At 57.3% G+C, this 25,808-nt stretch carries 23 protein-coding genes and 3 pseudogenes; 20 read left to right on the top strand and 6 right to left on the bottom strand.

Translation table 11 applies throughout. The features are described 5' to 3' along the window. Positions 1-173 precede the first annotated feature (173 nt). Positions 174-1,790, top strand: a complete 1,617-nt coding sequence (locus tag CRO23_RS12405; RefSeq protein WP_016927813.1) for a serralysin family metalloprotease — start codon at positions 174-176, stop codon at positions 1,788-1,790. A gap of 41 nt (positions 1,791-1,831) precedes the next feature. Here CRO23_RS12405 and CRO23_RS12400 read toward each other — a convergent pair whose 3' ends face one another. Further along, on the bottom strand, positions 1,832-2,482 hold the full coding sequence (locus CRO23_RS12400; protein WP_097102095.1) for a dihydrofolate reductase family protein: 651 nt from the start codon (positions 2,480-2,482) through the stop codon (positions 1,832-1,834). A 69-nt stretch (positions 2,483-2,551) separates the two neighbouring features. Beyond that, a complete protein-coding gene (locus CRO23_RS12395; RefSeq protein ID WP_097102093.1) occupies positions 2,552-3,556 on the bottom strand; it encodes an alpha/beta fold hydrolase in 1,005 nt (334 codons plus the stop codon). Between the two features lie 234 nt (positions 3,557-3,790). On the opposite strand from CRO23_RS12395, the gene CRO23_RS12390 reads away from it, so the two are divergent. From CRO23_RS12390 to CRO23_RS12335, 12 genes and pseudogenes are all read left to right on the top strand, one after another. Further along, positions 3,791-4,222, top strand: coding sequence for a DcrB-related protein (locus CRO23_RS12390; RefSeq protein WP_097102091.1), 432 nt, complete (start codon positions 3,791-3,793; stop codon positions 4,220-4,222). A 31-nt stretch (positions 4,223-4,253) separates the two neighbouring features. Next, on the top strand, positions 4,254-8,522 hold the full coding sequence (locus CRO23_RS12385; protein WP_255253506.1) for an RHS repeat-associated core domain-containing protein: 4,269 nt from the start codon (positions 4,254-4,256) through the stop codon (positions 8,520-8,522). After that, positions 8,519-8,995, top strand: a complete 477-nt coding sequence (locus CRO23_RS12380) for a hypothetical protein (RefSeq protein WP_079451273.1) — start codon at positions 8,519-8,521, stop codon at positions 8,993-8,995. The genes CRO23_RS12385 and CRO23_RS12380 overlap by 4 nt, the downstream gene beginning before the upstream one ends. 63 nt (positions 8,996-9,058) lie before the next feature. Next, positions 9,059-9,716, top strand: a pseudogene (locus tag CRO23_RS24750) (RHS repeat-associated core domain-containing protein); the annotation flags it as partial. Positions 9,717-9,719: 3 nt separating this feature from the next. After that, positions 9,720-10,073 carry a hypothetical protein gene (locus tag CRO23_RS12365; RefSeq protein WP_016927808.1) on the top strand — a complete coding sequence of 118 codons (354 nt, stop codon included), beginning with the start codon at positions 9,720-9,722 and terminating at the stop codon, positions 10,071-10,073. 148 nt (positions 10,074-10,221) lie between these two features. After that, positions 10,222-10,996 (top strand): annotated as a pseudogene (locus CRO23_RS25300) (RHS repeat domain-containing protein); the annotation flags it as partial. A gap of 48 nt (positions 10,997-11,044) precedes the next feature. Then, positions 11,045-11,335, top strand: coding sequence for a ribonuclease domain-containing protein (locus CRO23_RS25295; protein ID WP_337039839.1), 291 nt, complete (start codon positions 11,045-11,047; stop codon positions 11,333-11,335). Then, on the top strand, positions 11,335-11,664 hold the full coding sequence (locus tag CRO23_RS12355) for a barstar family protein (protein WP_033634267.1): 330 nt from the start codon (positions 11,335-11,337) through the stop codon (positions 11,662-11,664). Before CRO23_RS25295 ends, CRO23_RS12355 begins: the two co-directional genes overlap by 1 nt. Before the next feature lie 375 nt (positions 11,665-12,039). After that, positions 12,040-13,022 (top strand): annotated as a pseudogene (locus CRO23_RS25365) (RHS repeat-associated core domain-containing protein); the annotation flags it as partial. After that, positions 13,022-13,711 carry a hypothetical protein gene (locus CRO23_RS12345; protein ID WP_097102089.1) on the top strand — a complete coding sequence of 230 codons (690 nt, stop codon included), beginning with the start codon at positions 13,022-13,024 and terminating at the stop codon, positions 13,709-13,711. The pseudogene CRO23_RS25365 and the gene CRO23_RS12345, both read left to right, overlap by 1 nt. Positions 13,712-13,916: 205 nt before the next feature. Beyond that, the gene (locus CRO23_RS25280) at positions 13,917-14,168 is read left to right on the top strand and encodes an Imm50 family immunity protein (protein ID WP_255253522.1); all 252 of its coding nucleotides are present in this window, start codon (positions 13,917-13,919) and stop codon (positions 14,166-14,168) included. Positions 14,169-14,287: 119 nt separating this feature from the next. Then, positions 14,288-14,587: a hypothetical protein gene (locus CRO23_RS12335; RefSeq protein WP_097102087.1), complete on the top strand. Its 300-nt coding sequence runs from the start codon at positions 14,288-14,290 to the stop codon at positions 14,585-14,587. Between the two features lie 148 nt (positions 14,588-14,735). Here the strand turns inward: CRO23_RS12335 and CRO23_RS12330 are convergent, their stop codons facing one another. Both CRO23_RS12330 and CRO23_RS12325 read right to left on the bottom strand, forming a co-directional pair. Further along, positions 14,736-15,632, bottom strand: a complete 897-nt coding sequence (locus CRO23_RS12330) for a PhzF family phenazine biosynthesis protein (protein WP_097102086.1) — start codon at positions 15,630-15,632, stop codon at positions 14,736-14,738. A gap of 54 nt (positions 15,633-15,686) precedes the next feature. Then, entirely contained in the window at positions 15,687-16,604 is a 918-nt protein-coding gene (locus tag CRO23_RS12325) for a DMT family transporter (RefSeq protein ID WP_097102084.1), read from the bottom strand. 178 nt (positions 16,605-16,782) lie between these two features. On the opposite strand from CRO23_RS12325, the gene CRO23_RS12320 reads away from it, so the two are divergent. The 4 genes from CRO23_RS12320 to CRO23_RS12305 all read left to right on the top strand — a co-directional run bounded on the left by CRO23_RS12320 (position 16,783) and on the right by CRO23_RS12305 (position 19,368). Continuing rightward, the gene (locus CRO23_RS12320) at positions 16,783-17,652 is read left to right on the top strand and encodes a helix-turn-helix domain-containing protein (protein ID WP_097102082.1); all 870 of its coding nucleotides are present in this window, start codon (positions 16,783-16,785) and stop codon (positions 17,650-17,652) included. A 17-nt stretch (positions 17,653-17,669) separates the two neighbouring features. Further along, positions 17,670-18,104 carry a glyoxalase gene (locus tag CRO23_RS12315; protein WP_097102081.1) on the top strand — a complete coding sequence of 145 codons (435 nt, stop codon included), beginning with the start codon at positions 17,670-17,672 and terminating at the stop codon, positions 18,102-18,104. A gap of 310 nt (positions 18,105-18,414) precedes the next feature. Next, positions 18,415-18,867: a MoaF-related domain-containing protein gene (locus tag CRO23_RS12310; RefSeq protein WP_028127408.1), complete on the top strand. Its 453-nt coding sequence runs from the start codon at positions 18,415-18,417 to the stop codon at positions 18,865-18,867. Between the two features lie 9 nt (positions 18,868-18,876). Then, a complete protein-coding gene (locus CRO23_RS12305) occupies positions 18,877-19,368 on the top strand; it encodes a nuclear transport factor 2 family protein (protein WP_097102079.1) in 492 nt (163 codons plus the stop codon). A 171-nt stretch (positions 19,369-19,539) separates the two neighbouring features. On the opposite strand, the gene CRO23_RS12300 is transcribed toward CRO23_RS12305, so the two are convergent. Continuing rightward, complete coding sequence (locus CRO23_RS12300) at positions 19,540-20,739, bottom strand: multidrug efflux MFS transporter (protein ID WP_004940721.1); 1,200 nt, start codon at positions 20,737-20,739, stop codon at positions 19,540-19,542. Between the two features lie 252 nt (positions 20,740-20,991). On the opposite strand from CRO23_RS12300, the gene CRO23_RS12295 reads away from it, so the two are divergent. Continuing rightward, positions 20,992-21,438, top strand: a complete 447-nt coding sequence (locus tag CRO23_RS12295; RefSeq protein ID WP_060445182.1) for a MarR family winged helix-turn-helix transcriptional regulator — start codon at positions 20,992-20,994, stop codon at positions 21,436-21,438. Positions 21,439-21,475: 37 nt separating this feature from the next. On the opposite strand, the gene CRO23_RS12290 is transcribed toward CRO23_RS12295, so the two are convergent. Continuing rightward, entirely contained in the window at positions 21,476-21,757 is a 282-nt protein-coding gene (locus CRO23_RS12290; RefSeq protein ID WP_004940713.1) for a YjcB family protein, read from the bottom strand. Positions 21,758-22,051: 294 nt separating this feature from the next. Between CRO23_RS12290 and mrdA the strand changes: the two genes are divergently transcribed. Together mrdA and CRO23_RS12280 are read left to right on the top strand one after the other, a co-directional pair. After that, on the top strand, positions 22,052-23,977 hold the full coding sequence (gene mrdA, locus CRO23_RS12285) for a penicillin-binding protein 2 (RefSeq protein ID WP_033640389.1): 1,926 nt from the start codon (positions 22,052-22,054) through the stop codon (positions 23,975-23,977). A 107-nt stretch (positions 23,978-24,084) separates the two neighbouring features. Next, complete coding sequence (locus CRO23_RS12280) at positions 24,085-25,803, top strand: penicillin-binding transpeptidase domain-containing protein (RefSeq protein WP_097102077.1); 1,719 nt, start codon at positions 24,085-24,087, stop codon at positions 25,801-25,803. Positions 25,804-25,808: the final 5 nt, after the last annotated feature.

Genomic DNA, 25,808 nt, shown 5'->3' with positions numbered 1-25,808 from the left:
TTGTTACGCGTATCTCCATCTCTATGCCCGGCGCGGTGAAGCCAGGCCGGGCGGGCTCGCGCCAGCGGGGTGAGTCACTATACTGGTCATTCCTAAGCCTTGGCTTAGATTAGAACGACTGATGAATAGTCTTACAAAGCGAGTGGGTTCCTATTGTGTAAAAGGAGAATACAATGCGCAGTCGCCACAACGACATTTTGCAAGATGACGATGAGTTCACCAGCCTGAGCGCCACATCCCCCAACGATCATAACTATCAGTTTTACTATCACCAGCCCGGCAGCATTTATGACGGATTGGGTTACGGCGCGCTGTTCACGCTGGACAACGCTAACCTGTACAGCAATCAGCGCGGCGGGGCAGCCATCGACAACCTGGGTAAAATCCGCGATAACTTCAGCTTCGATCGCGCCGCCGATCAGCTGACGCGGCCGGGCCTGACGCACAACGGCGATCAGGTGTATCATCAGTCGGTGGCGCTGACCTACTCCTTCCTGACGCAGAGCGCGCTGAACCGCATCGGCCAGACCGGCGACGGTGACAAGGGGCTGCAGCCACTGACCCAGGCGGCGCAGGCTCAGGCGCTGAAATCGATGCAGGCGTGGGCCGACGTGGCGAACGTGACCTTTACCGAAGCGGCGTCTACCGATATCAACCACCGCGCGGACATCACCTTCGCGTACTTCACCCAGCGCGCCGACGGCAGCACCGCCGCCGGCAGCGGCCCGAATGCCATCAACGCGTACGCCTATTACCCGCCGAGCTCCAAACCGGGCAGCGATAACGCCTTTGCGGGCACGGTGTGGTTCAACAAAAACTTCGCCACCCATCAGGCGCCGGTTAGCGGTGACTTCAGCAGCCAGACCTTCACCCACGAGCTGGGGCATGCCCTGGGGCTGGCGCACCCGGGATCTTATGACGCGTCGCTGGGCAACCCGAGCTACCAGAACGATGCCGCCTATTATCAGGATTCGTTGCAATACTCGATCATGAGCTATTTCAACGCCGGTTACACCGGCGCCGACACCAAAGGGGTGTACGGCTATGGCCCGATGGTGGATGACATTGCCGCGATCCAAAAATTGTACGGCGCCAACATGAACACCCGCACCGGCGACACGGTGTACGGCTTCAACTCCAACACCGGGCGCGATTTCCTGACCGCCACAGCGGACAACGGCAAACCGGTCAACTTCGCGGTGTGGGACGCCGGCGGCAACGACACGCTGGACTTCTCCGGCTACAGCCAGCAGCAGATGATCAACCTGAACGACGGTGCGTTCTCCAGCGTCGGCGGCGGCACGCAGAACGTCGCCATCGCGCGCGGGGCGATCATCGAGAACGCCATAGGCGGCAGCGGGCGCGATGTGATCATCGGCAACGATCAGGACAACCTGCTGGCGGGCAACGCCGGCTCCGATATCCTGTACGGCGGCCTGGGGGCGGATCATCTGTGGGGCGGCAAAGACGCCAATAACTTCACCGACTATTTCGTCTATCTCAACGCCAAAGAGTCCACGGTGGCGGCGTTCGACGTGATTGAAGACTTCGAGCACGGCATCGACAAGATCGATCTCTCCGGCCTGCGCTTCAACAACAGCCTGAGCGAGCTGCGCTTTATCGACAGCGGCAGCGCCTTCAGCGGCCAGAAAGGCGAGATCCAGCTCAACTTCGACGCCTTCAACGGCACCACCGATCTGTTGATGAACACCCAGAGCAACAGCTATGCCGCCGACTTCAAGATCCACGTGGTCGGGCAGGTGGAGCAGAGCGATATTTTGTTTGCCTGAGGTGAGTAAGGGGAAGAGAAAAGGGCCGACCGGCCCTTTTTTTACGACTGGGCCGCCGCGGCGCTTTCCGCCACGAAAGAGCCGGTTTTCACCGCGCCAGCACGGCGGTAGTGAGCCACAATGACGCCGCCGGGCGAGACCACCGAGTGGGCCAGCGTGAAGGCCGCCGGCGCCGCGTTGTCATCGAACAGCCGCTTGCCGCCGCCGAGCAGCACCGGGTAGGTGAGCAAGCGCAGTTCATCCACCAGATCGTTGGCCAGCAGCTGTTGCATCAGCGTGCTGCTGCCCTGCACCAGCAGCACCGGCCCCTGGGCGCGCTTCAGCTCGCGCAGCCGGGCGAGGATGTCTCGCCCCAGCCACTGGCTGTGCTCCCACGCCAGCGTCTCGCCGTGGTGGGTGGCGACGTACTTGGTGGCCTGATTGAACACGCGGGCGATGTCGGCGGAAAACGGGTCGGCCTCGTCGGTGATATGCGGCCAGTAGCCGGCGAAGATATCGTAGGTGCGCCGCCCGAGCAGCAGATCGAAAGGCGCAGAGAAAAGATCGCTCATCGTTTCCGCGACGGCGTCATCCCAATAGGGCGCGGTCCAGCCGCCGAAGCGAAAACCGCCGCTGCGGTCTTCGTCCTGCCCGCCGGGCGCCTGCATCACGCCATCGAGGCTGACGAACGCGCTGGCAATAATCTGTCGCATGGCTGTCTCCTGCAATTGAGTGCCAGCTGAAAGTTTAGCCGCCGTGCGGCGGCCGCGCCAACCGGCCGCTCAGGGTTGCAGCGCCTTGAGCAACGCCTGATGGAAGCGCGCCGGTTCCTCCATTTGCGGCGCATGACCCAGCCCGGCGAACTCGATCAGCGTGGCGTGCGGGATGAGTTTTGCCGCCTGTTTGCCCAGCACCGCGTAATGCCCGATTTTGGCCTTGACTGACGGCGGGGCGATATCGCTGCCGATGGCGGTGGTGTCGGCGGTGCCGATCATCAGCGTGGTGGGCGTCTGCAGATCCTTGAACTCGTAATACACCGGCTGAGTGAAGATCATGTCGTAGATCAGCGCCGAGTTCCACGCCACCAGACGGTGGCCCGGCCCGTTGTTCAGCCCGGCCAGCATATCCACCCAGCGATCGTACTCCGGCTTCCAGCGGCCGCCGTAGTAGGTGTGCTGCTCATAATTGCGGATGCCCTCGGCGGTGGTGTTCAGCTCGCGCGCGAACCATTGATCGACGCTGCGCCACGGCACGCCTTTCGCCTTCCAGTCCTCGAGGCCGATCGGGTTGACCATCACCAGCCGTTCCACCGCCTGCGGATACATCAGGCTGTAGCGCGTGGCCAGCATGCCGCCGGTGGAGTGGCCGATGACGATGGCCTTGCTGATGTTCAGGTTCTGCAGCAAGCCGTGGGTATTTTGCGCCAGCTGCTGGAAGCTGTACTGGTAATGCGCCGGCTTGCTGGAGGCGCAAAAACCGATTTGATCGGGCGCGATCACGCGGTAGCCGGCCTTGCTCAGCGCCTTGATGGTGTCCTGCCAGGTGGCGGCGCAGAAGTTTTTACCGTGCAGCAACAGCGCGGTGCGGCCGTTGGCGGCGCCTTCCGGCGGCACGTCCATATAGCCCATCTTTAACGGCTGCCCCTGCGAGGTGAAGCTGAACTGCTGCAACGGGTAGGGGTAGTGAAAGCCCTGCAGTTCCGGGCCGAACGTCGGCGTTTCGGCGGCGCCGGCGTTGAACGCGGCCAGCGCGGCGCACAGCAGCGCGCTACGGGTGAATCTCAGCATCCTGATCTCCTGAAAAACGGACGAGAGCCGAGTATAGCCACAATCAAGGCGTCGGCGCGCCGGTGGTTTCAGATAATTCTGTAATATGACGGTTTGATTCCCGGCCAGATTCCGGCAACGCTCTTTTTCACAGTGAACGCGGTCACGCCGTGCAACATTGGCGACGCCTGATGGTTTTATTTCAAGGCTAAGTTATGCGATGCTTAAGCATTATTTATGCAAAAGGATCCTCGCATGTCCGCTTTATCCCGCTGCGCTTTCAGCGAAGGCAGCGTCGCTTTGCCGGAAGGCTATGCCGATCGCACGGTCAACGTCCTGTTGGCCGGCGATGATGTTTCCCCCTCAGTCAATATTTCCCGCGATGCGCTGCAGCCGGCGGAGAACCTGGAAGGCTACGTCACCCGCCAGCTCGATGCGCTGGCGCAGGGGCTGAAAGGTTGGGCGTTCAAAAGCCGCGAGCCGGCGTCGCTGGGCGATGGGCTGGCCGCCGGTGAGTGGGTGCGCGCCAGCTACCTGCACGACGGCAAACGCATCTGGCAGAACCAGGCGGTGTTTGCGCTGGCGGAGGGGCGGGTGCTGGTGTTCACCCTGGCGATGGCGCGCAAGCTGACGCCGCAAGATGACGCGCTGCTGCAGCAGGTGCTGAACAGCTATCGGGCGGCCTAACGATGAACTCTTTGCGTAAAAGGAACTTACGATGACCGAAGCGGCCCGCGTCGGCGATACCATCGGGCATTCCCATGCCCTGGCCGGCATGATTGCCGGCACCCTTGTTGGCGGCCTGATCGCCGCCGCAGGCGCGGTGGCGGCGGGCGCGCTGTTCGTCGCCGGCCTGGCGGCTTCCTGTATCGGCGTCGGCGTGCTGCTTATCGGCGCCAGCCTGGCGGTGGGGTATCTCACCGGGGAGGCGGCCACCGCGGCGCGCGACGGCATTGCCGACGCCGGTGCCGGTAGCCTGACCCCCAAAGGCAATATCGTCACCGGCTCCCCCAACGTCTTCATCAACGGCAAACCCGCCGCGCTCGCCACCAACAGCCAGGTGGCCTGCAGCGACGACGGCCCGAGCATGCAGATGGCGCAGGGCTCCGACAAGGTCAGCATCAACGGCCAGCCCGCCTCGCGCGTGGGGGACAAAACCAACTGCGACGCGCAGGTGATGGAAGGTTCGCCCAACGTGTTTATCGGCGGCGGCACCGTCACCACCTTGCCGATCAAGCCCGAAGTGCCGGATTGGCTGTATAAGGTCTCCGATCTGACGCTGCTGTTCGCCGGCCTGGTGGGCGGCGTGGGCGGCGCCGCCGGCAAGCTGGGGGCGCTCGGCAAACTGCTGGGCAAACTGCCCGGCATCAACAAACTGGCGCGCATCGCCTGCCGCGCCGGCACCCTGATGACCGCGACCGCCGCGGTCGGCATTATCGCCCGGCCGGTGGATATCGTCAGCGGCCAGAAATTCCTCGACGGCGAAGACGATCTCGATTTCGTGCTGCCATCGCGCCTGCCGGTCGCCTGGCAGCGCTATTGGCGCAGCGGCAACCCCGGCGACAGCGTACTGGGCCGCGGCTGGAACCTGTTCTGGGAGAGCAGCCTGCAGCCGTATCAGGACGGCCTGGTGTGGCGCGCGCCTTCCGGCGACTTCGTCGCTTTCCCCAGGGTGCCGCGCGGCCACAAAACCTACTGCGAAGCCGAAAAATGCTGGCTGATGCACAACGACGACGGCAGTTGGCAGCTGTTTGACGTCGGCGAACAGATTTTCCACTACCCGCCGCTGGCGGGCGAGCAGCCGAGCCGGCTCAGCATGATCACCGACGCCATCGGCAACGCCACCTCGCTGTTTTACGACGACGAGGGGCTGCTGAGCGAACTGGTGGACAGCGCCGGGCAGCGCCTGATGTGCCGCTATGCGCAGGGCCGCCTGCATGAAGTGGCGCTGCAAACCGCCGAAGGCGAACGGACGCTGGCGCGCTACGGTTACGATGAGCAGGGCCAACTGACGACGGTGAGCAACCGCGCCGGTGAGGTTACACGCCGCTTTGGCTGGCGCGACGGCCTGATGATCAGCCACCAGGACGCCGCCGGGCTGCTGAACGAATACCAATGGCAAGAGCTCGACGGCGTGCCGCGCGTGACGGCCTACCGCAACAGCGCCGGGGAATCCCTTGAGTTCGGCTATGACTTCGCCGGCGGGCGCCGCAGTGCGGTGCGCGGCGACGGCAAACGGGCGGAGTGGCGGCTGGATGACGACGACAACGTGGCGCAGTACACCGACTTCGACCAGCGCCGCTACGGTTTCATCTACCAACGCGGCGAGCTGTGCAGCGTGCTGCTGCCCGGCGGCGCGCAGCGCCAGAGCGAATGGGACCCTTACGGCCGCCTGTTGTCGGAAACCGATCCGCTCGGCCGCGTGACGCGCTATCAATATTCGCGCAACAGCGGCCGGCTGTTCGCCGTCGCCTACCCGGACGGCAGCAGCGAAGCGCAGCACTGGGACACGCTGGGGCGCCCGACGCGCTATGTCGATGCGCTGGGCAATGCCACGCTGTACCGCTATCCGGATGACGAAGAGAGCCTGCCGGCCAGCGTGATCGACGCGCTGGGCGGGGAAGTGAAGCTGGAGTGGGACGCCCGCGGCCAGCTGACGCGCTACACCGACTGTTCCGGCAGCGTGACGGCTTATACCTACGATGGGTTGGGACAATTGACGGCGCAGACCGATGCCGAAGGCCACCAGACGCGCTACCGGTGGGATAACGGCGGCCGCCTGCACACCCTGATCCACCCGGACGGCGGCGAAGAGCGTTTTAACTGGAATGCGCACGGCCAGCTGGCCGAACATCAGGACGCGCTGGGCAGCCTGACCCGCTGGCAGTACAACGCCCTGGGGCTGCCGGTCAGCATCACCGATCGCATCAACCGCACCCGGCGCTATCACTACACCCCGCAGGGCTGGCTGACGCGGCTGGAGAACGGCAACGGCGGCGACTACCGCTTCAGCTACGATGCGGTGGGCCGTGTGCTGGCCGAAGAGCGCCCGGACGACACCCGCCACTATTATCGCTACGGCGCGGCCGGGCTGCTGGAGGAGCACCGCGAGGTCGGCCTGCCGGGCAGCGCGGGCGAGCTGACGCAGCGCGAACAGCGCTTCCGCTTCGACGAGGCCGGGCAGCTGGTCTGGCGCGGCAACGCCAGCGCGGAATGGCATTACCGCTTCGACGCCATGGGGCGGCTGCGCGAGCTGAACCGCCTGCCGACGGCGAGCGGTGCGGCGCTGGGCATCGAGCCGGACAGCGTGCAGATGCGCTATGACGCAGCCGGGCGGCTGCTCGGCGAGCAGGGCGTGAACGGCGAGCTGCAATACCAGTGGGATGCGCTGGCCAACCTGCAGGCGCTGACGCTGCCGCAGGGCGATCGCCTGCAGTGGTTGTATTACGGTTCCGGCCACGCCAGCGCCATTAAATTCAACCAGCAGGTGGTGAGCGAATTCACTCGCGATCGCCTGCACCGGGAAACCGGCCGCAGCCAGGGGGCGCTGCAGCAGCAGCGGCGTTACGACGCCATGGGCCGCCGCAGCTGGCAGAGCAGCGCCTTCGGCCATGACAAACTGACCCGGCCGGAAGACGGCGTGCTGTGGCGCGCTTATCGCTACACCGGCCGCGGCGAGCTGGCCGGGGTGAGCGACGCGCTGCGCGGCGAAGTGCACTACGGTTACGACGCCGAAGGCCGCCTGCTGCAACACCGCGAACCCAATCAGGGCAAACCGGGCGCGCGGCTGGTGTACGATCTGGCGGATAACCTGCTGGGCGAACGCAGCCCGCAGAGCGACATCGACGCGCACCTGCCGCTGGCGCCGATCGCCGACAACCGCCTGACGCACTGGCAAAAACTGTTTTACCGGTATGACGGCTGGGGCAACCTGATCAGCCGGCGCAACGGCCTGTACGAACAGCACTACCGCTACGACGCCGACAATCGGCTGGTGCGGGCGCACGGCCGTGGCCCGCAGGGCGAATTCGAGGCGCAGTATCATTACGACGCGCTGGGCCGCCGCAGCCGCAAGGTGGTGCGCTACAAGGGCAAAATCGAACAGACGACCCGTTTCCTGTGGCAGGGTTATCGGTTGCTGCAGGAGCAGCGCGACGACGGCAGCCGCCGCAGCTGGAGCTACGATCCGGCCAGCCCGTGGAGCCCGCTGGCGGCGCTGGAGCAGGCGGGCGACAGCCGCTCGGCGGATATTTACTGGTATCACACGGATCTGAACAGCGCGCCGCTGGAGGTGACCGACGCGGCGGGCAACCTGTGCTGGTCCGGGCAATACGACACCTTCGGCAAGCTGCAGGGCCAGACGGTGGCCGGCGCGGCGAAGCGGCAGGGCGCGCAATACCAGCAGCCGCTGCGCTACGCCGGGCAATACCAGGACGACGAAAGCGGCCTGCACTACAACCTGTTCCGCTACTACGAACCCGAGGTGGGGCGTTTCACCACGCAGGATCCGATAGGGCTGCGTGGCGGGTTGAACCTGTATCAGTATGCGCCGAACCCGCTGATGTGGGTGGATCCGTTGGGGTTGAGTATTGAATGGGTTAATCCTTCGTCGTTAAATTATTCTCAAGCATATATATCTGATAACGTAACTGGATATATACATGATATGTCTAATAACAATTGGGATTGGAATCGAAGTGGACCTTTAAATGTTGCCGAAGTGGATGGGCAATTAGTCTCTCTAGACAACCGCAGGTTATATGCAGCGCAAATGGCTAATGTAGAATCTGTACCAATTAAGAGGGTTAATTTATCTGATCCGTTACCACCACCAGCAACTGGAGGTACGTATGGGAGTAATCTCAATAAAAAACTGAACTCTAAACCTAAGAATTCTGATGTTCCTAGAGTCCAGTTACCAGCAACTGGAACACCTAAGAAGCCAACAATTGTTAGCAAGAACAAAAAAATGGGGAGTTGCAAATGATAGCTAAAGAAATGCAGAGTAAGTGGGAAAACAATCAACTAGTCGGATTAGATGTAATCATTAATGATGTAGGTGTTGTAAGGGAAATAGATATTGAATTCGAGATGAATTATAAATTCAAAGGCACCTTTAATAAAGAGTATAAAATTTCATTAGGTAATGAGACAACCTTGAATGCATTGATTGAACAGTATGACGAGGTGTGGTCAGAGATTCAAGTGAATAACAAAGTGCAACTTCCTGACGGTGATTTCTTGTTATGTGGTGAGGGTGAAATGGGCAATGAAGGGTTTATTGCACGTACAGATGGAACTAATAGATTAAAATGGTCCATGTACTCAACAACATCTAATCCTTTTGTTAACGTTATAGAGGCTGGCAAATGTGTTTATTTTCAATCTACGCTGGGTTTCTATATCTGTTTTGATATAACCAACAATAACATATCTATAAAAAATGAAAAAAGTTGGTGAGGTTTTAAACGAAAGTGAGTGGCATAGATGAAAGTTTATTTCTATGAAATGATGAGCTAAGCTGGCAAGTTGCAGGGCCAGACGATAGCCGGCGCGGCGAAGCGGCAGGGCGCGAAATATCAGCAACCGCTCGCTACGTCGGGCAATATCAGGATGACGAAAGTGGCCTGCATACAACCTGTTCCTAGGTTGGTGTTTTACCACGCAGGATCCGATAGGGTTGCGCGGCGGGTTGAACCTGTATCAGTATGCGCCGAACCCGCTGATGTGGGTGGATCCGCTGGGGTTATCTGTAGAAGGAGTTCCACATGGCTTTAATAGTTTCGGCCAATTTAAACAGTTCGGTGAAGCATTACAGGCAGGAATGAGTAAATTAGGATATCCCGGCACAGTTTCATATATGCAAGGAAGCTCCGTATCGGGGGTAAGTTTCTCTACAGGTCAACCATTTGATGTTGGCCGTGTTAGTGATTTTGACGTTGCTATTTCACATCCTGAGCTATATCAAAAAGCAGAGCAGTTGGGAATAGGAAAAGGAGGGCGCACTGGACCAATTGATATGGGTAGTGAAATGGCTAAGAAATTAGGTATTGATGATACATTGCAAAAATTATCCAAAATGTCAGGAGGTAGACCTGTGAACGCAATGGTCTTTGAGTCTGCTGCTGAAGTTAAGGCTAAAGGAAAGGGAACTAGAATACCTGGTAAATGTGGTGGATAAATTATGAAAAAATTATATTTTTTAAAATATGGCAGTGTTATATCAAAAAAAGAAGCGAGCAAATTACTGGACGATAAATGGGATATAACTTGCTCGGAGTATGATAGCTCCTATTTTGGTGTTTACTTTGCATATACTGGCCTTTATGCGGACAAGTTAACCATTACTGATAATTATATTCCTCACTCTAATGAGTGGTTAGAGGAAGATAACAAAGAGTTTAGCACGATAATTAAGGTGTCTTTCACTAATGGGAAGAATCCAGAAAAACTCAGCAGGTACAAATTCTTGAAGAATGCGTTTAATCAACTTGACGGATTATCGATCATAAGTGATGAGTGCATCGAAGAAGAGTGACCGACAAGCTGTCGAAAGGATCCTTTCTTTGGGGCTCTTTAGTGTGCAGCATTAAATATGAGATATAAGATCAAAGCTTGAAAAGGAGATATTAGGTTCTTTAAAAATAAAAAAGGAAGAGTAAAAACATTAGATTGTTAGTTGCATCAAAGGCCGCCTGCTGCAACACCGCGAACCCAATCAGGCAAAGCGGGCGCGCGGCTGGTGTACGATCTGGCGGATAACCTGCTGGGCGAGCGCAGGGCAACCTGATCAGCCGGCGCAACGGCCTGTACGAACAGCACTACCGCTACGACGCCGACAACCGGCTGGTGCAGGCGCGCGGCCGCGGCCCGCAGGGCGAGTTCGAGGCGCAGTATCATTACGACGCGCTGGGCCGCCGCAGCCGCAAGGCGGTGCGCTACAAGGGCAAAACCGAACAGACGACCCGTTTCCTGTGGCAGGGTTACCGGTTGCTGCAGGAGCAGCGCGACGACGGCAGCCGCCGCAGTTGGAGCTACGATCCGGCCAGCCCGTGGAGCCCGCTGGCGGCGCTGGAGCAGGCGGGCGATAGCCGCTCGGCGGATATTTACTGGTATCACACCGATCTGAACAGTGCGCCGCTGGAGGTGACCGACGCGGCGGGCAACCTGTGCTGGTCCGGGCAATACGACACCTTCGGCAAGCTGCAGGGCCAGACGGTGGCCGGCGCGGCGAAGCGGCAGGGCGCGCAATATCAGCAGCCGCTGCGTTACGCCGGGCAATATCAGGACGACGAAAGCGGCCTGCACTACAACCTGTTCCGCTACTACGAACCCGAGGTGGGGCGTTTTACCACGCAGGATCCGATAGGGTTGCGCGGCGGGTTGAACCTGTATCAGTATGCGCCGAACCCGCTGATGTGGGTGGATCCGTTTGGGTTGACATGTAGCCATTCTGCTAAGAATCCTAAGCAGGCTCACGCTGCTATAAAGGATAAATGGGGACACGATATGACTCCTAAAGAAATGAAGGAGTTACATAAAACGGTAGACAATATCAAATTGAATAGGCCAGCTTATGCAAGGGATGGTATTGAATTTGAAAATAGTTATCGTATATCACCGAATAGCCAACGACTAGATACAGGTAGTGGGCCATATAGAGAATGGACAGTTAAGACCCCTGGTGTTGGTAATCGAGGTACAAGACGTATTGTTGTTGATAAAGCGACAGGGAAAGCTTACTACAGTCATGATCATTACGATTCCTTTATAGAAATAGATCTTTCAGGGTGGAAATGATGAAGTTTAAACGAGTAGTTGTTGATTTTTCAGAAATAAATACGGATGATGAATTTCATGATGAAATGAATAGGGTTTTTGGTTTTCCAGATTTTTATGGGAATAACTTCAACGCTTTTGTTGACTGTTTAAATAGTCTTAGATTTCCTGATGATGGGATGACTAGCATACACTTAGATAAGGATGAGTATTTGCTGATGAAAATCAATGGAATAAATTCGCTGCCTGACGATATTAGATATAATTTTTTATTGGCGGTAGAGGCTGTCAATAGGGGGGCTATCTCGTTTGGTGACGAAGCATTGATTCTATTACTTTTGGTTAAATGAAAAATGTACTAAAAAGGTGCTCGACTTTGAATTAATGGACGCTTTTTTAATAATTTAAATAGAGCGTTCTTTAGAGGTGAGTTGGCATGTCAGACCATTGCGACGCTCTGTTTAGCCGCAACCGCACACTCATTTTTTTCGGGTTTTCATTGGAAGCAATGAATTCACTAAATCAAGGTTTTTTGTGCTGAGTGTTGTCTATCGGTGGCTAATGAGTAACTTTTTTATAATGGTCTGCTTTCAGATAATACCTGGTTTATATGAAAGAATTAAAATGTGAATAGATAATCTTCAGCTCTTTAAAAATAAAGAATCATAGAAAATTAATATTCCAAGTATTTATTGTAGAGCAGGCAGTCTGCTGTAACACCGCGAGGCCAATCAGGGAAAACCCTGGTGTACGATCTGGCGGATAACCTGCTGGGCGAACGCAGCCCGCAGAACGACATCGACGCGCACCTGCCGCTGGCGCCGATTGCCGACAACTGGCAGGCGCACTGCCGCGGCCCGCAGGGCGAATTCGAGGCGCAGTATCATTACGACGCGCTGGGCCGCTGCAGGAGCAGCGTGACGACGGCAGCCGCCGCAGCTGGAGCTACGATCCGGCCAGCCCGTGGAGCCCGCTGGCGGCGCTGGAGCAGGCGGGCGACAGCCGCTCGGCGGATATTTACTGGTATCACACCGATCTGAATAGCGCGCCGTTGGAAGTGACCGACGCGGCGGGCAACTTGTGCTGGTCCGGGCAATACGACACCTTCGGCAAGCTGCAGGGCCAGACGGTGGCCGGCGCGGCGAAGCGGCAGGGCGCGCAATACCAGCAGCCGCTGCGCTACACCGGGCAATACCAGGACGACGAAAGCGGCCTGCACTACAACCTGTTCCGCTACTACGAACCCGAGGTGGGGCGTTTTACCACGCAGGATCCGATAGGGTTGCGTGGCGGGTTGAACCTGTATCAGTATGCGCCGAACCCGCTGATGTGGGTGGATCCGTTTGGGTTGAGTACCAGAAGAGACCAACTTCCAGGGGATAAAACGCTTGAGACGTCTCGAGCAGCAAGAAGGGAGGCTATGCGTTCGCAAGGTATCCCTACATCGCAAACATACCAAGTCCAAGTAGTCGAGGATATAACCCAATCTGAAAACTCAAAACTTAACTCAGGTATTTTGCATGAGGAACGGATTATGAGAAATAATTCTGAGGTTGGTCGTGTAAAAGTGCATCATCAAGGGCATGTTTTCACGGACAATGACACTTTTGAGAAACCACATTATCATGGTACTAAAGGCGAGCCTTTCTCTTATGAGAAAGGCCGACCAAGGAATACAAATAAATACAAAGGTGATAGGTGCTTCTAATGAGAACAAAGCTGATTACTGATGCAAAAGCTAGTTTAAAAAAAATTGGTGTCTCAGTAAAAGACACGGATCTTTCTCTAATTAATGTGTTCTCAAGCGACGAATATGAGCTATACATAAAAAAGTTATGGGCAACAATAAATAGCTTTAAGGTTAAAAGGATTGTATTCCTTGATGATGACTATTATGTGGCTAACGTAAGTGACAAAATAAAAAGTATAAAAAGAGCTGTGGGTAAAAACGGTTTAATGGAACTGAAGAAAAATGTAACTGAAAAAGAAGATATTATTGTTAATAATAGAAACTATTTTATTGATATGGTTGAGGTTAGTGATGATGTGAGCCTTCTAACTGTGGAGGGAATTTATAAAGCAATATATAGTGGCGGTGGGGTTTATTTATTCTTGCAGGAGGGTTTAATTTGTGAGAGTGATTCACTGTTAGAGTTGATAAAATCGTATAATGATGAGTGTGATATTTCTTGTAAATTACACTTTGGCGAAACTCTGACATCAGAGAGGTATTTCATTCTAACAGGGGTGAATGAACATAATAATTCTCACTTATTGAGTGGAGTTACAAGGTTGACAGGGAAAGAGGTTGATAAATTCATTGAAAAAACTTCCCATCATTACCCAATGGTATTTGAAAAGCAGATATTAAAGTTTGAAACTCGCTCGCAGAGATAGGGATGTTATGCTGGGATTTATATCTGGAGGTTCTTGGGGGCACTATAACTGTTCGTGAGGTGTTGATATGTGGTTTGAAAATGCTATAGGAAAAGAAAAGATCAAATTCATGTTTAATAATGAGTTAAACATTAAAAATATTGAAGTTGATAATTTATCATTGGAGCATTTTTCAGATTTAAAAATTGGGTTTTAGTGTAAGGATATACCCAAAAAGTATCCTATAAAATGGAACGAAGAGGACTTTAATGCAATGAGTTTAGTAGTTGCTTTTGGAGATGTCATTCAATTTAATATTATTGGGTCAAGGGTCGGTTTTTTGTTTTCGCCGATAATAAATTCTTTAAAGGAATTCTCTGAAATAACTATAAAACATCATGGATTTTATTTTTATTGCAAGGCAAGATTTTTAACTATAGAAATTATTACTCCATATATCGATGAAAGATGGGACTAGTTGGAATAGGATCAGCGAGATATGCTGAAGTTGTTTATTTGAATAATCACACTAAGGTTACTTGGAGCAACGAAATTAAAGCTAAGCGTGGGTGTTGAGTATCTAATGGAGAGTGAGTTATGAATCTCGTAAAGGTTGATTGGACTCCTGAACATATGGGCGGGAGAAAAACAGTCCCTCCAGCAGGAAAGTATTATGCAGTATCTCGACTTCCTGAGGACAAGGAGTGGCAAAATAATGCCTGGAGCGTTGTTTTTGAGCTAGAGGACTCCAAGTCTGAAAATGGCAAGACGTTTTCGTTGGGAACTGTAGATTTTCTTATGGAATCTGCACCTAAAGAGCGTATGGTTCAGCATGATAAATTCGAAATTTACGAAGGTCCCAAAAAAGTAGCGGATGTTTTTCTTCTTCGAACCTGATTATTGATAGTGTTGGTACTGGATAGTGCGAACTACTACAGAACCAGGCGCTAGCTGAACTTCTTTCAGCGAGAGGTAATTGCTGAGCCTCATTAGGGCAAGCCGAAGGGGCAGATAAAACCACTCCCTCCAACCTGTTCCCCCCCAACTAAATACCCAATGTGCCATTAATCAGGGTGCGGCAGTGCCCGCCGATCCAGGGTTCGCCGTCAATAAAGCGCACGCTCACGCGGCCATCTCGATTCAGTTGGGTGCCCTGGCGCACCTGGTAGCCCTGTGCGGTCTGGCCGCCGTCGGGGAAGCGGCTGGTTTGCAGCAAGCGCGCCAGGCAGGCGTTGGCGCTGCCGGTTACCGGATCTTCAATCAAAACACCGCATTCCACCATAAACGCGCGCATTTCGTAATCGGCCGGTTCGGTTGCGGAGCAGGGGCCATAGATCACCACGCCATCCACATCACACGCCGTTTGCAGCTGTTTAATCGTGGCCTGATCCGGCGTTACCGCCAGGCAGGACTGCGCGTCCGGCAGGCGCACCATCAGCCAGCGAATGCCCATCTCGGCAATCACCGGCAGGGGGCTTGCTGCAATCACCGCGGGCCGTAAAGCGGCCATCAGCCGTTCGGTTTCCTCGGCCGCCATTGGGCGGAACTCAACTTCGGGCGCGGCGAACGCCAAGGTGCCTTCCGGCAGGATATTGACCGCCACCAGGCCGACGCCGCATTCCTGCATCACCGTTCCAGGGCGTTTGGGCGTCAACCCGGCTTCCAGAAGGGCGTGGGCGGTGCCCAGCGTCGGGTGGCCGGCGAAGGGCAGCTCTTTTTCGGTGGTGAAAATGCGCACCTTATAATCCGCCGCCGGGTGCGTCGGTTTAAGCACAAAGGTGGTTTCCGAAAGGTTGGTCCAACGGGCCAATGCCAGCATCTGCGCGCTGCTCAGCCCCTCGGCCTCCAGCACCACCGCCACGGGATTGCCGAGCAGCGGCGTGGCGGTGAAAACGTCCACCTGTTTGTAGGCGCGGGGTGTCACATCATCACTTCTGAGCATTGGCCATCATCCGTTATCAACAAAACCTGATGATAACGATATTCGCCAATGGCTTCAAAGGGTTGAGTTTTGTTTTGAGATATCTGCCCGTCGCCACTTCAGCCCCGGCTTGGCGAACATCACCAGGTTGCCCAGCAGGATCAGGCACAAGCCCAGCACGGCGTTGAAGTGCCACTGATAGCCTTCGTAGATCGTTGAGATGGTCAGCGCCACCAGCGGGAACAACAGGGTGCTGTAGGCCGCCGCGCCGGCGCCGATGCGGCCGAGCAGGCTGAAGTAGGCGGCGAAGGCGATCACCGATCCGAAGATCGCCAGGTACAGCAGGGAGCCGATATAGCGGCTGCTGAATTCGATCTGGAACGATGCGCCCTGTGCCCAGGCGATCAGCGTCATTAACAGCGCGCCGTAGGTCATGGCATAGGTATTGGTGGAAAAAATATCCAGCCCGTGGCGCTGATGGCGCGCGCTGATCATATTGCCCAGCGAGAAGCCGTAGGTGCCGAGCGCGCTCAGGCCGATGCCTTTAAGCAGCTCCGGCGCCATGCGGGTGGCGGCCAGATCTTGCCAGAACAGCGCCACGATGCCGGTCAACCCCAGCAGCGCCGCCGGCAGCAGGTTGGGGCTGGGGCGCTGGCGGAAGAACAGCAGGCTGTTAAGAGCGTTGAACAGCACCGCCATCGAGAAGATCACCGATTCCAGCCCGCTGCTGATATAAGCCGCCGCATGGTAGAAGCAGAAGAAGTTGAAGCCGAACACGCAGCAGCCCTGCAGCACGCAGAACAGATGATCGCGCGGGGCGAGACGGCGCAGGCGGCGCGTTAGCAACAGCACGGCGAACATCACCGCGGCGGAAATGGCGAAGCGGTAAGCGATCGAGACGGGAATGGCCACCGGGCCTTCCTGTTGCAGGGTGATCGCAATCCAGGTGGTGCCCCAAATCAGCACCACGGCGAGGTACAACAGCGCATTCATTCTATTCACTCCGAAAAAGCCGATGGCGCAGTATCCGCTTTGGCGTGCGGCCGCGCTTGCAGCGCCTTGCGCCCAGTTGCATATTCTTGCGCTTTTTTTGCCAAAAGCGCGGGGCGGCCGCTGGCATGCCGCGGCGCCACTCTTTACACTGTCAGCATGTCGAACAACGGGGCCGGCGATGTCCAACTATCAGGCGTTTGAAACACTGCGTGAGCACAAGGCGCGGTTGCACGGCAGCGTGCTGCTGGGCACCGGCGTGGAGCTGGCCGCCTGGTCCAACTGCAACGATCGCGTCACGCAGGAGAGCGCCGACCACCATACCTTGAGCCTGTACGTCGCCGACGGCTATGAGTGCTACCAGCAGGTGCCGGGCGGCTGGCGCAACGGCGGCGGGCCGGATCGGTTCTGCATCATGCCGCGCCAGTATGCATCTACCTGGGATGTGCGCAGCGATCTGTCGTTCGTGCATCTGTACTGCACCGACGGGCATCTGCGGCAGCTGGCGGAGCAGACCTGGGATCGCAGCCCGGCGGCGATCGACGTGGAGCAGCGCAGCTTCGGCGAAGATCCGCAGATCACGCTGCTGTATCGTCAGTTTTTGCTCAACTGCGATTGGCAGGACAGCGCCAATCTGCTGGCGCTCAGCAGCGCGTCGAACCTGCTGATGTCACACCTGATCCAGCGTTACAGCCAGCTGCAGTGGAAGCTGCCGCCGGTGCGCGGCGGCCTGGCCCCTGCGGTAGCCAGGCGGGTGCGTGAATATATCGCAAGCCACCTCGATCGGCCTTTGCTGCTGGCGGATCTGGCGGTGCAGGCCGGGTTGAGCGAATACCATTTCGCCCGCATGTTCAAGCACGCCACCGGCCTGGCGCCGCACCAGTTCGTGATGCGCACCCGGCTGCAGCGGGCGGAACAGCTGTTGCGGCATAGCCAACAGCCGATCACCGAGATCGCGCTGGCGTGCGGCTTCAGTTCCGCCAGCCATTTCAGCAACCGCTTCAAGGCGGCCTATGGATTTGCTCCGCTGCAGGTGCGGCAGGGGCGCTAACCGAAAGGGAGTGCAGCATGGATCAACAATTTGCCGGGCTGGGTGTGTTGTTCGTCGCCGGATTCGGGCCCATCACGCGTGAGAGCGACGAGAGCAAGGCGTTTTATGTCGAGGCGCTGGGGCTGCCGCTCAAGCCGATGCCGGGCAACGAGAGCTATCTGCTGTCGGAGCAGGGCGCGCTGGACGGCGTGAAGCATTTTGCCCTGTGGCCGCTGGCGCAAGCGGCGCAGTCCTGTTTTGGCGGCGATCGCTGGCCGGCGGATCTCGCTGTGCCGCAGGCGTGGATCGAGTTTGACGTAGCCGACATGGCGGTAGCCACCCAGGGGCTGGTCGATCGCGGTTATCGGCTGTTGGTCGCCAACCGCGAAGAGCCGTGGGGGCAAAGCGTTACCCGGTTGCTCAGCCCGGAAGGACTGCTGGTTGGCGTCACCTATACACCTTGGCTGCGTTAAACGCCGTGCCGTTCGTCGCCGTTTCGCAGCGGCGGGCGGCCTAAGAACAAATACGCATTAGCTTAAAGCGATCTGCGCTATAGACCTATCGAATCCCCGAGTTGTTTCCTTTCTTGAAAGCAGTAATCCCGTTCATTGCGTAAAAACCAAGGGCCAGAACGCGCTATTGCCATGCCATTTTACGGCGATTTTCCCTCGTCTTTTTTTGCTGCCAGGTGCCTGATGGGAATAGAGATTATTCTTATATTTCCATCAATGCTTAAGAAATAATAATGATTCTCGTTTTCAACCACGGAAAGGAGAAGGAACGATGAAAACAGTGAAACGAACGGGCATCGCGTTGGCGATAGCCCTGACTTTCCCCCTGGCATTGCCTGCCGCTATGGCGGCGCAACCCTCCCTGACAAACAGTAAGGCGGCGACGATGACGGAAAAACACGGGCAGTTTATTGCGGTCGGTAAAGTGGTGCAGGTGACCTTCGGCGATTTCGCCTTCAAGCTGGATTTTACCGATGACAAGACCATGACCTTCACCGGTATCGGCGAGGCATCGCAGGGCATCACCGATACGGTGCAGTACACCGCGGTGGAGATTCGGCCGAAGGTCTACATGGTCTATTGGCACGAACCGCAGTCCGGCGACAACGTGACGCATATCGAGGACTTTGAGCGCGGCGAGGTGTACACCAACATCGCCGCCAAGGACGGCAGCTTCACCCATCTGAAAGGGCAGCTGAAAATCGTAGGTCACTCAGGAAACTAAGGAGCAGTTATGAAAAAGGCATTGATCACCTGTGCGATCGTCGGCGGTTTGCTGGCGAGTTACCCGGCGCTGTCAACGGATCAGGCAGCGACGCAAAAGTCGGCCGGCAAAGGCGGCTATCATCATGCCCAGCAAAAGCTGAAGGTGGTGGAAGATCTGTACGCGGGCTTCTTCAATCGCCACGACATCGGCGTGGCGCAGAGGCTGATTGTGGAAAACTACAAGCAGCATAACCCGTTCGTCGGCGACGGCATCAAGCCGTTCCTCGATTTCTTCAGCCAGACCTTCAAAGACAATCCGCAATACAGCGCCAAAATATACCGCAGCGCGGTCAACGGCGATCTGGTCTACGTTCACGTCAAATACCAAAATAACCCGCAGGATCGCGGCACCGCCAGCGTGGATATTTATCGGGTGAACGATCAGGGGAAAATCACCGAGCATTGGGACGTCAATCAGGATGTGCCGGAGAAATCGGCTAACGACAATACCATGTTCTGAGCCACAAGGGCCGCTGCGGCGGCCCTCAACGCGCCCGCAACACTTTATTTACTTACATAAATATTAAATGACCGCCGCGTCGAGTAGGCTACGGCCGCCTTTGGCAGTGGTGGTACGGTTGATGGGCGTCATTGTCCCGCCACTGCTTGAGGCGTTTCCCCACATTTCCCGTTATCCCGCGCGTTGATTTTCCACTTTTTTGAACTGATGGCGCAGCTGCAGCGCATTGCAAAGCACCAACACCGCCGTCACGGCGAACACCCAACGGAACCCCATCATCGCCGAAATGCCCGATCCCAGCAGCGGGCCAACCACGTTGCCCAGGTACATAAAGGATTGGTTATAGCCGAAGATGCGCCCGGTCACCTGATCGGAGGAATACTTCAGCAGCAGCGCCTGCACCGCCGGCATCAGCGCGCCGTCGGCGAACCCCAGCAGGAAGCGTAGAATGCCCAGCTGCAGCGGCGTATTCACCCAGGCCATCACGGCGAACAGGCCGGTGGTGAACAGCAGCGCGGCGATCAGGATGCGCGCGGTGCCGATGCGATCGCCGAGCCGCCCGAGGCGTGGTGCCGAGATCAGCGCCGCAATGCCGGGCACGGCGGCGATCATCCCGCTGACAAAGGCGATATTGCTGACGTCGCCCGACAGCTCGCGGATGAACAGCGTCAGGATCGGGCTGATGGACGAGTTAGCCAGCTGGATCATCAGGGTACAAACGAACAGCGTGACGATCAGCGTCGGATAAGGCAGTGAACGGAACACCGCCTTGCCGCTCAGCTGATCCGCTTTTTTCACCGTGATGCGCCGTTCTTTAATCAGGAACAGCGTCACCAGGAAGCTGACGAACATCAGCCCGGCGGTGACGAAAAATACCACCCGCAGCCCCAGATGATCGGCCATCAGCCCGCCCAAGAGCGGGCCGGCGATGACGCCGGAGATCTGCCCGGTAGAGAGCGTGCCCAGCGCCCATCCGCTTTTATCGCGCGGCGCCTGCGAGGCGACCAGCGCCATGGCGTTGGGAATATAGCCGGACGTCAGCCCCATCAGGGCGCGCAGCGCGAACAGCTGCCAGACGTTGGTGGCCAGCCCCTGCAGCGCGATGACGATCGCCATGCCCAGCGAGGCGCGCAACAGCATCAGCTTGCGGCCTTTGCGGTCGGCCAGGCTGCCCCACAGCGGCGACACCACCGCCGAGACCAAAAAGGTGCCGCTGAACACCAGTCCGGACCACAGACTGAGGGATTGATGATCGCTGACGCCGAGCTGTTCGACGTACAGCGGCAGAAAAGGGAGGATTTGGCTCATCGCCAGCCCGGTGAAGAAACACCCGAGCCAGACCGAGATCAGATTGACTTTCCACGCTTCCATCGGCTTACCGTACCACGTTGAATAAGAAGAGATTTATTAAGCAAGGTAATAATAACACTGCAAATTAATCGGTGAGGGGCAAATGCGTGAGCAAACGTAACCCTGCCGATGCAGTGTCTTTTTTTGCTATATATTAATAGCTATATTATCATAGGTAACCAGGTTAAGCCAGAGCGGCGCGGTAGCCAGACAAGGCACTGCGCGATCCGGCGGTGTGAAAGCAGGGATAAACTGAACGCTAGATTGATGCCAATGAAAAAAGATCACCCTGAAGACGTGACGCTGCTGCGCACGCAGTTAATGTCGCTGGTGCGCCGTTTGCGGCGCGAGTCGCGCAGCGACGAAAAATCCTGGGCCCAGTTGATGCTGTTGGGGGCTATCGATCGCCACGGCGGCGAGGCGACGCCGTCGCTGCTGGCGGAATCGGAGCGTATGCGCTCCTCTAACCTGGCGGCCGCCTTGCGTGAACTGGAGGGTGATGGGCTGCTGGTGCGCACGCCGGATGCCGAAGACAAACGCCGGGTGCGGGTGCGCCTGACGCCCGCCGGGCTGGGCCTGCTGCAGCAAAGCCGCAGCCGACGCGAGGCGTGGCTGCTGGCGGCGATGGAAAGTTGTTTAACGGAGCGGGAGCAGGCGCTGTTGATAGAGGCGGGGGCGTTGATGGCGCGACTGGCGGCGGCGCCAACGGACGAGGAATAATCGGCGGGGCGGCAGATGCGCCGCCCGTGCAGCGAGGTTACGGCATCGGCCAATCGGCCGGCATGGTGCTGACCACGTCCACGTAGCGATCCCAGGCCGATGACCAGAATTGGGTGAAGGCTTCCAGGGTGAGGTGGATGCCCATCAGGCCCATCACGAACCAGCAGGCGGTAAACAGGCCCAGGCTGCTGAACATGAACGCCATGCCGTTGCGGCTGGTTTTACGGCAAACGACGTTTAACTGGCTGGCGAAGAACATCATCACGGCGCTCAGCAACTCCCAGCGCATCATGACTAAACCGGTGGCAATGGTACTCATCGAACTCGATCCTATGTAACAAAAAGCCGCATCCGGCAGGGCGCCGACAGGGAAATGCGGGGGAATAACGGGAATAATGTGATTTAGATCACATTGTAGCATTGAGGCGAACGGCGGCTCAATGGGGATCGCGGTGAAAAAATCGCCGCCGGTAACATTCCAATATGCTGAAACAGTTATGCCATTTCATTAGCAACCTTTTCATGGGGCGGCGCGCCCGATAACGCTATGCTTGCCGGCTTTTCAGTTCCCTGATTTTGCGGGGAAATGTGACGCAAAAGGTACCGGCACCGCATGGCCCTGTTAAAAGAAAAAATTCGCGATCATTCCGCGGAAGAGAGGCTGTTCATCCGCCGGGCGGGCGTGGCGCTGGCGCTGGTGGTGGCCTGTTTCGGCGTGCTGATCGCCAATCTCTACCGGCTGCAAATCCGCCAGCATGGTTTTTACCAGACGCGCTCCAACCAGAACGACATCAAGATGCTGCCGCTCGCTCCCAGCCGCGGGTTAATCTTCGATCGCAACGGCACTCCGCTGGTGCGAAACGTGACACTGTATCGTATCGAGATCACGCCCAGCAAAATCACCGACATGGCGGCGCTGCTGCAGGCGCTGACGCCGATCGTCGATCTGACGCCGGAAGACATCAGCGCGTTTCGCGACGATATGCACCACAACAGCCGCTACAAGCCGGTGACGCTAAAAACCGGGCTGAGCGACACCGAGGTGGCGCGTTTTGCCGTCAATCAATACCGTTTCGACGGGGTAACAATCGATACCTATCAACAGCGTGAATATCCTTACGGCGCTCAGCTGGCGCACGTGCTGGGCTATGTGTCGAAGATCAACGACAGCGATCTCAAGCGCCTGGACAAGGCCGGCCTGAGCGAAAACTACGCCGCCGACCGCAACATCGGCAAACAGGGCATCGAAGCCTATTACGAGTCAGAGCTGCACGGCACCACCGGCTATCAGGAGGTGGAAGTGGATAACCACGGGCGGGTGATCCGGCTGCTGAAGGAACAGCCGCCGCAGGCCGGCAAAAACATTTACCTGACGCTGGATCTGCCGCTGCAGCAGTACATTGAATCGGTGCTAAAGGGGCAACGCGCCGCGGTGGTGGTGGAAGATCCGCGCGACGGCGGCATTCTGGCGATGGTCTCCAGCCCCAGTTACGATCCCAATCCCTTCGTCAAAGGCATCGGCTATCAGGCCTATAAAACGTTGTTGAGCAATCCGGAGCTGCCGCTCATCAACCGCGTTACCCAAGGGTTGTACCCGCCGGCTTCCACGGTGAAGCCCTATATGGCCGTTTCGGCGCTGTTCGCCGGGGTGATCACGCCCACCACCACCTTTTTCGGCGCGCCGACCTGGACGCTGCCCGGCACCGAGCGCCGTTACCGCGACTGGCTGAAAACCGGCCACGGTATGCTCAATGTCACCAAAGCGATTGAGGAGTCCGCCGATACCTTCTTTTATCAGGTGGCGTATGAGATGGGCATCGATCGCATTCACCATTGGCTGAGCCAATTCGGCTACGGTCAGTCCACCGGCATCGATCTGAACGAAGAGTACCGCGGCGTGCTGCCAAGCCGCGACTGGAAACTGAAGGTGCACAAAAAGGGCTGGTATCAGGGGGATACGGTCTCGGTGGGCATCGGCCAGGGGTATTGGGTGGCGACGCCGATCCAGATGGTGAAAGCGTTGACCACGCTGCTCAACAACGGCAAGGTGAAAACGCCGCACCTGCTGTATTCGCTGCAGCAGGGCAACCGGGTGACGCGCTACCAGCCGCCGGCGCAAGCGGCGCAGATCGGCGATCCCAACTCGCCTTACTGGGGCATCGTGCGCAACGGCATGTACGGCATGGCCAACTTGCCGAACGGCACCGGTTACAAGCTGTTCCATACCGCGCCGTATCAGATCGCCGCCAAATCCGGTACCTCGCAAGTGTTCAGCCTGAAGCAAAACCAGACTTACAACGCCAAAATGATCCCGGTGCGGCTGCGCGATCACATCTTTTATACGCTGTTTGCGCCCTACAAAAATCCCCGGGTGGCGATGGCGCTGATCCTGGAAAACGGCGGCGGCGATGGCGTGGTGGCGGGGCCGACCGCGCGCGCGATCCTCGACCACATTTTTGACCCGGCCAACGCGCCACAGCCCGGCGATACGCCGCAAAGTAAACCGCAGTTAAACGACAGCGCGGATGTGCAACGGTGATGCGGTTTGTTTTTACTTTCTTACAAACTGCAATCTCCTGACCATTTCCGGCAAGGTAGACTGAAATAACACCATAAACTGAATAAAAACGCAGGGTTAACACAACAGTGGCGCCATCGACCAAAAAGAGCGGTAAAACCTATTCCACAGTTCGTTTCGGCTGGATTTGCGCCGGCATGCTGGTCTGTTTTTTTCTGTTGGCGTTCAGGGTCGGCTACCTGCAACTGCTGGAACACCAGCAGTTGGCCAATCAGGCTGACCAGCGTTCGATCCGCACCCAGGTGGTGCCGACCAACCGCGCCATGATCACCGATCGCAACGATGAGGCGCTGGCGGTCAGCGTGTCGTCCAAAGACATCGTGCTGGATCCGAAGCATATTCTCGATACCCAGACCGATACCGGCAACGAACGCTGGCAGAGCATGGCCAACGTGCTGAAGATCCCGCTGGCGGACATCCAGCATCTGATCCAGAGCAACGCGCACAAACGTTTTGTCTACCTGGCTCGTAAGGTGGAGGACGACAACGCCGCCTACATCAGCAAACTGCACCTGACCGGCGTCAGCGCCGAGCAGGATTTCAGCCGCTTTTATCCGATGGGCCAGGATGCCGCCGGGCTGATCGGCATCGTCGGCCAGGACAATCAGGGGCTGGAGGGCATCGAGCTGGGGTTCAACCCGCTGTTGCAGGGAAAAAACGGCCTGCGGGTCTATCAGAAGGATGGCAGCGGCGCGGTGATCGGCGTGCTCAAAAGCGTGGATCCGGTGCCGCCGCCGAACGTGACGCTCAGCATCGACAAATTTATCCAGTACGTGCTCTATGCGCAGATCCGCGACGGCGTGGTGGCTAACCAGGCCGACTCAGGCTGCGCGGTGCTGGTCAAGATCGACACCGGCGAAATCCTCGGCATGGCCAGCTATCCATCGTTCAACCCGAACAACTATGGCAGCACGCCGGCGAAAGATATCCGCAACGTGTGCAGCAGCGACAGCTTCGAACCGGGTTCGACGGTGAAACCGGTGGTGGTGATGGTGGGGTTGGAACATAAGCTGATCCGGCCGGATACCGTGTTGGACACCACGCCGTATCGGGTGAACGGTCACCTGATCAAAGACGTCGGCCACTGGTCGAAACTGACCATCACCGGGGTGCTGCAAAAATCGAGCGACATCGCGGTATCGCATATCGCGCTGGCGCTGCCGGCCACGGTACTGCCGGCGGTCTACCGCAGCTTTGGCCTGGGGCGGCCGACCGAGCTCGGCATCGGCAACGAGAGCAGCGGCTATCTGCCGCAGCACCGTGAACGCTGGGCCGATATCGAACGCGCTACCTTCTCCTTCGGCTATGGGCTGCGCGTGACGCCGCTGCAGATGGCGCGCGAATATGCCGCTATCGGTTCCTTCGGCATTTATCGGCCGCTGTCGATCACCAAGGTGACGCCGCCGGTAATGGGGCAACGTATTCTGCCGGCGGATACGGTACGATCCGTGGTGCATATGATGGAGAGCGACGCCTTGCCGGGCGGCAGCGGGGTGAGCGCCGCGGTGCCGGGCTATCGGCTGGCGATCAAAACCGGTACCGCCGAGAAAATGGGCTCCAGCGGCAAATACGACGGCGGCTACATCAACTACACCGCCGGCGTGGCGCCCGCCAGCGATCCGCAGGTGGCGCTGGTGGTGATGGTCAACAACCCGAAAGCCGGCAAGCACTTCGGCGGTTCGGTGGCCGGGCCGGTGTTCGGCAAGATCATGGCCCAGGTGCTGGAGCACATGAATATTCTGCCGGACGCCCAGCCGCTTAACGTGGTGTCGTCGGTCAAGGGGTAAGGGGG

It is taken from the genome of Serratia sp. JKS296 (genome assembly GCF_900215445.1).
In the GTDB taxonomy this organism is placed as follows: Bacteria; Pseudomonadota; Gammaproteobacteria; order Enterobacterales; family Enterobacteriaceae; genus Serratia; species Serratia marcescens.
This window is presented reverse-complemented; position numbering and strand designations above follow the sequence as displayed.

Excerpts from the sequence above, each read along its gene's own strand:
- CRO23_RS12405 (WP_016927813.1), top strand. The coding sequence starts at position 174 with ATGCGCAGTCGCCACAACGACATTTTGCAAGATGACGATGAGTTCACC.
- CRO23_RS12400 (WP_097102095.1), bottom strand. The coding sequence starts at position 2,482 with ATGCGACAGATTATTGCCAGCGCGTTCGTCAGCCTCGATGGCGTGATG.
- CRO23_RS12395 (WP_097102093.1), bottom strand. The coding sequence starts at position 3,556 with ATGCTGAGATTCACCCGTAGCGCGCTGCTGTGCGCCGCGCTGGCCGCG.
- CRO23_RS12390 (WP_097102091.1), top strand. The coding sequence starts at position 3,791 with ATGTCCGCTTTATCCCGCTGCGCTTTCAGCGAAGGCAGCGTCGCTTTG.
- CRO23_RS12385 (WP_255253506.1), top strand. The coding sequence starts at position 4,254 with ATGACCGAAGCGGCCCGCGTCGGCGATACCATCGGGCATTCCCATGCC.
- CRO23_RS12380 (WP_079451273.1), top strand. The coding sequence starts at position 8,519 with ATGATAGCTAAAGAAATGCAGAGTAAGTGGGAAAACAATCAACTAGTC.
- CRO23_RS12365 (WP_016927808.1), top strand. The coding sequence starts at position 9,720 with ATGAAAAAATTATATTTTTTAAAATATGGCAGTGTTATATCAAAAAAA.
- CRO23_RS25295 (WP_337039839.1), top strand. The coding sequence starts at position 11,045 with ATGACTCCTAAAGAAATGAAGGAGTTACATAAAACGGTAGACAATATC.
- CRO23_RS12355 (WP_033634267.1), top strand. The coding sequence starts at position 11,335 with ATGAAGTTTAAACGAGTAGTTGTTGATTTTTCAGAAATAAATACGGAT.
- CRO23_RS12345 (WP_097102089.1), top strand. The coding sequence starts at position 13,022 with ATGAGAACAAAGCTGATTACTGATGCAAAAGCTAGTTTAAAAAAAATT.
- CRO23_RS12335 (WP_097102087.1), top strand. The coding sequence starts at position 14,288 with ATGAATCTCGTAAAGGTTGATTGGACTCCTGAACATATGGGCGGGAGA.
- CRO23_RS12330 (WP_097102086.1), bottom strand. The coding sequence starts at position 15,632 with ATGCTCAGAAGTGATGATGTGACACCCCGCGCCTACAAACAGGTGGAC.
- CRO23_RS12325 (WP_097102084.1), bottom strand. The coding sequence starts at position 16,604 with ATGAATGCGCTGTTGTACCTCGCCGTGGTGCTGATTTGGGGCACCACC.
- CRO23_RS12320 (WP_097102082.1), top strand. The coding sequence starts at position 16,783 with ATGTCCAACTATCAGGCGTTTGAAACACTGCGTGAGCACAAGGCGCGG.
- CRO23_RS12315 (WP_097102081.1), top strand. The coding sequence starts at position 17,670 with ATGGATCAACAATTTGCCGGGCTGGGTGTGTTGTTCGTCGCCGGATTC.
- CRO23_RS12310 (WP_028127408.1), top strand. The coding sequence starts at position 18,415 with ATGAAAACAGTGAAACGAACGGGCATCGCGTTGGCGATAGCCCTGACT.
- CRO23_RS12305 (WP_097102079.1), top strand. The coding sequence starts at position 18,877 with ATGAAAAAGGCATTGATCACCTGTGCGATCGTCGGCGGTTTGCTGGCG.
- CRO23_RS12300 (WP_004940721.1), bottom strand. The coding sequence starts at position 20,739 with ATGGAAGCGTGGAAAGTCAATCTGATCTCGGTCTGGCTCGGGTGTTTC.
- CRO23_RS12295 (WP_060445182.1), top strand. The coding sequence starts at position 20,992 with ATGAAAAAAGATCACCCTGAAGACGTGACGCTGCTGCGCACGCAGTTA.
- CRO23_RS12290 (WP_004940713.1), bottom strand. The coding sequence starts at position 21,757 with ATGAGTACCATTGCCACCGGTTTAGTCATGATGCGCTGGGAGTTGCTG.
- mrdA (WP_033640389.1), top strand. The coding sequence starts at position 22,052 with ATGGCCCTGTTAAAAGAAAAAATTCGCGATCATTCCGCGGAAGAGAGG.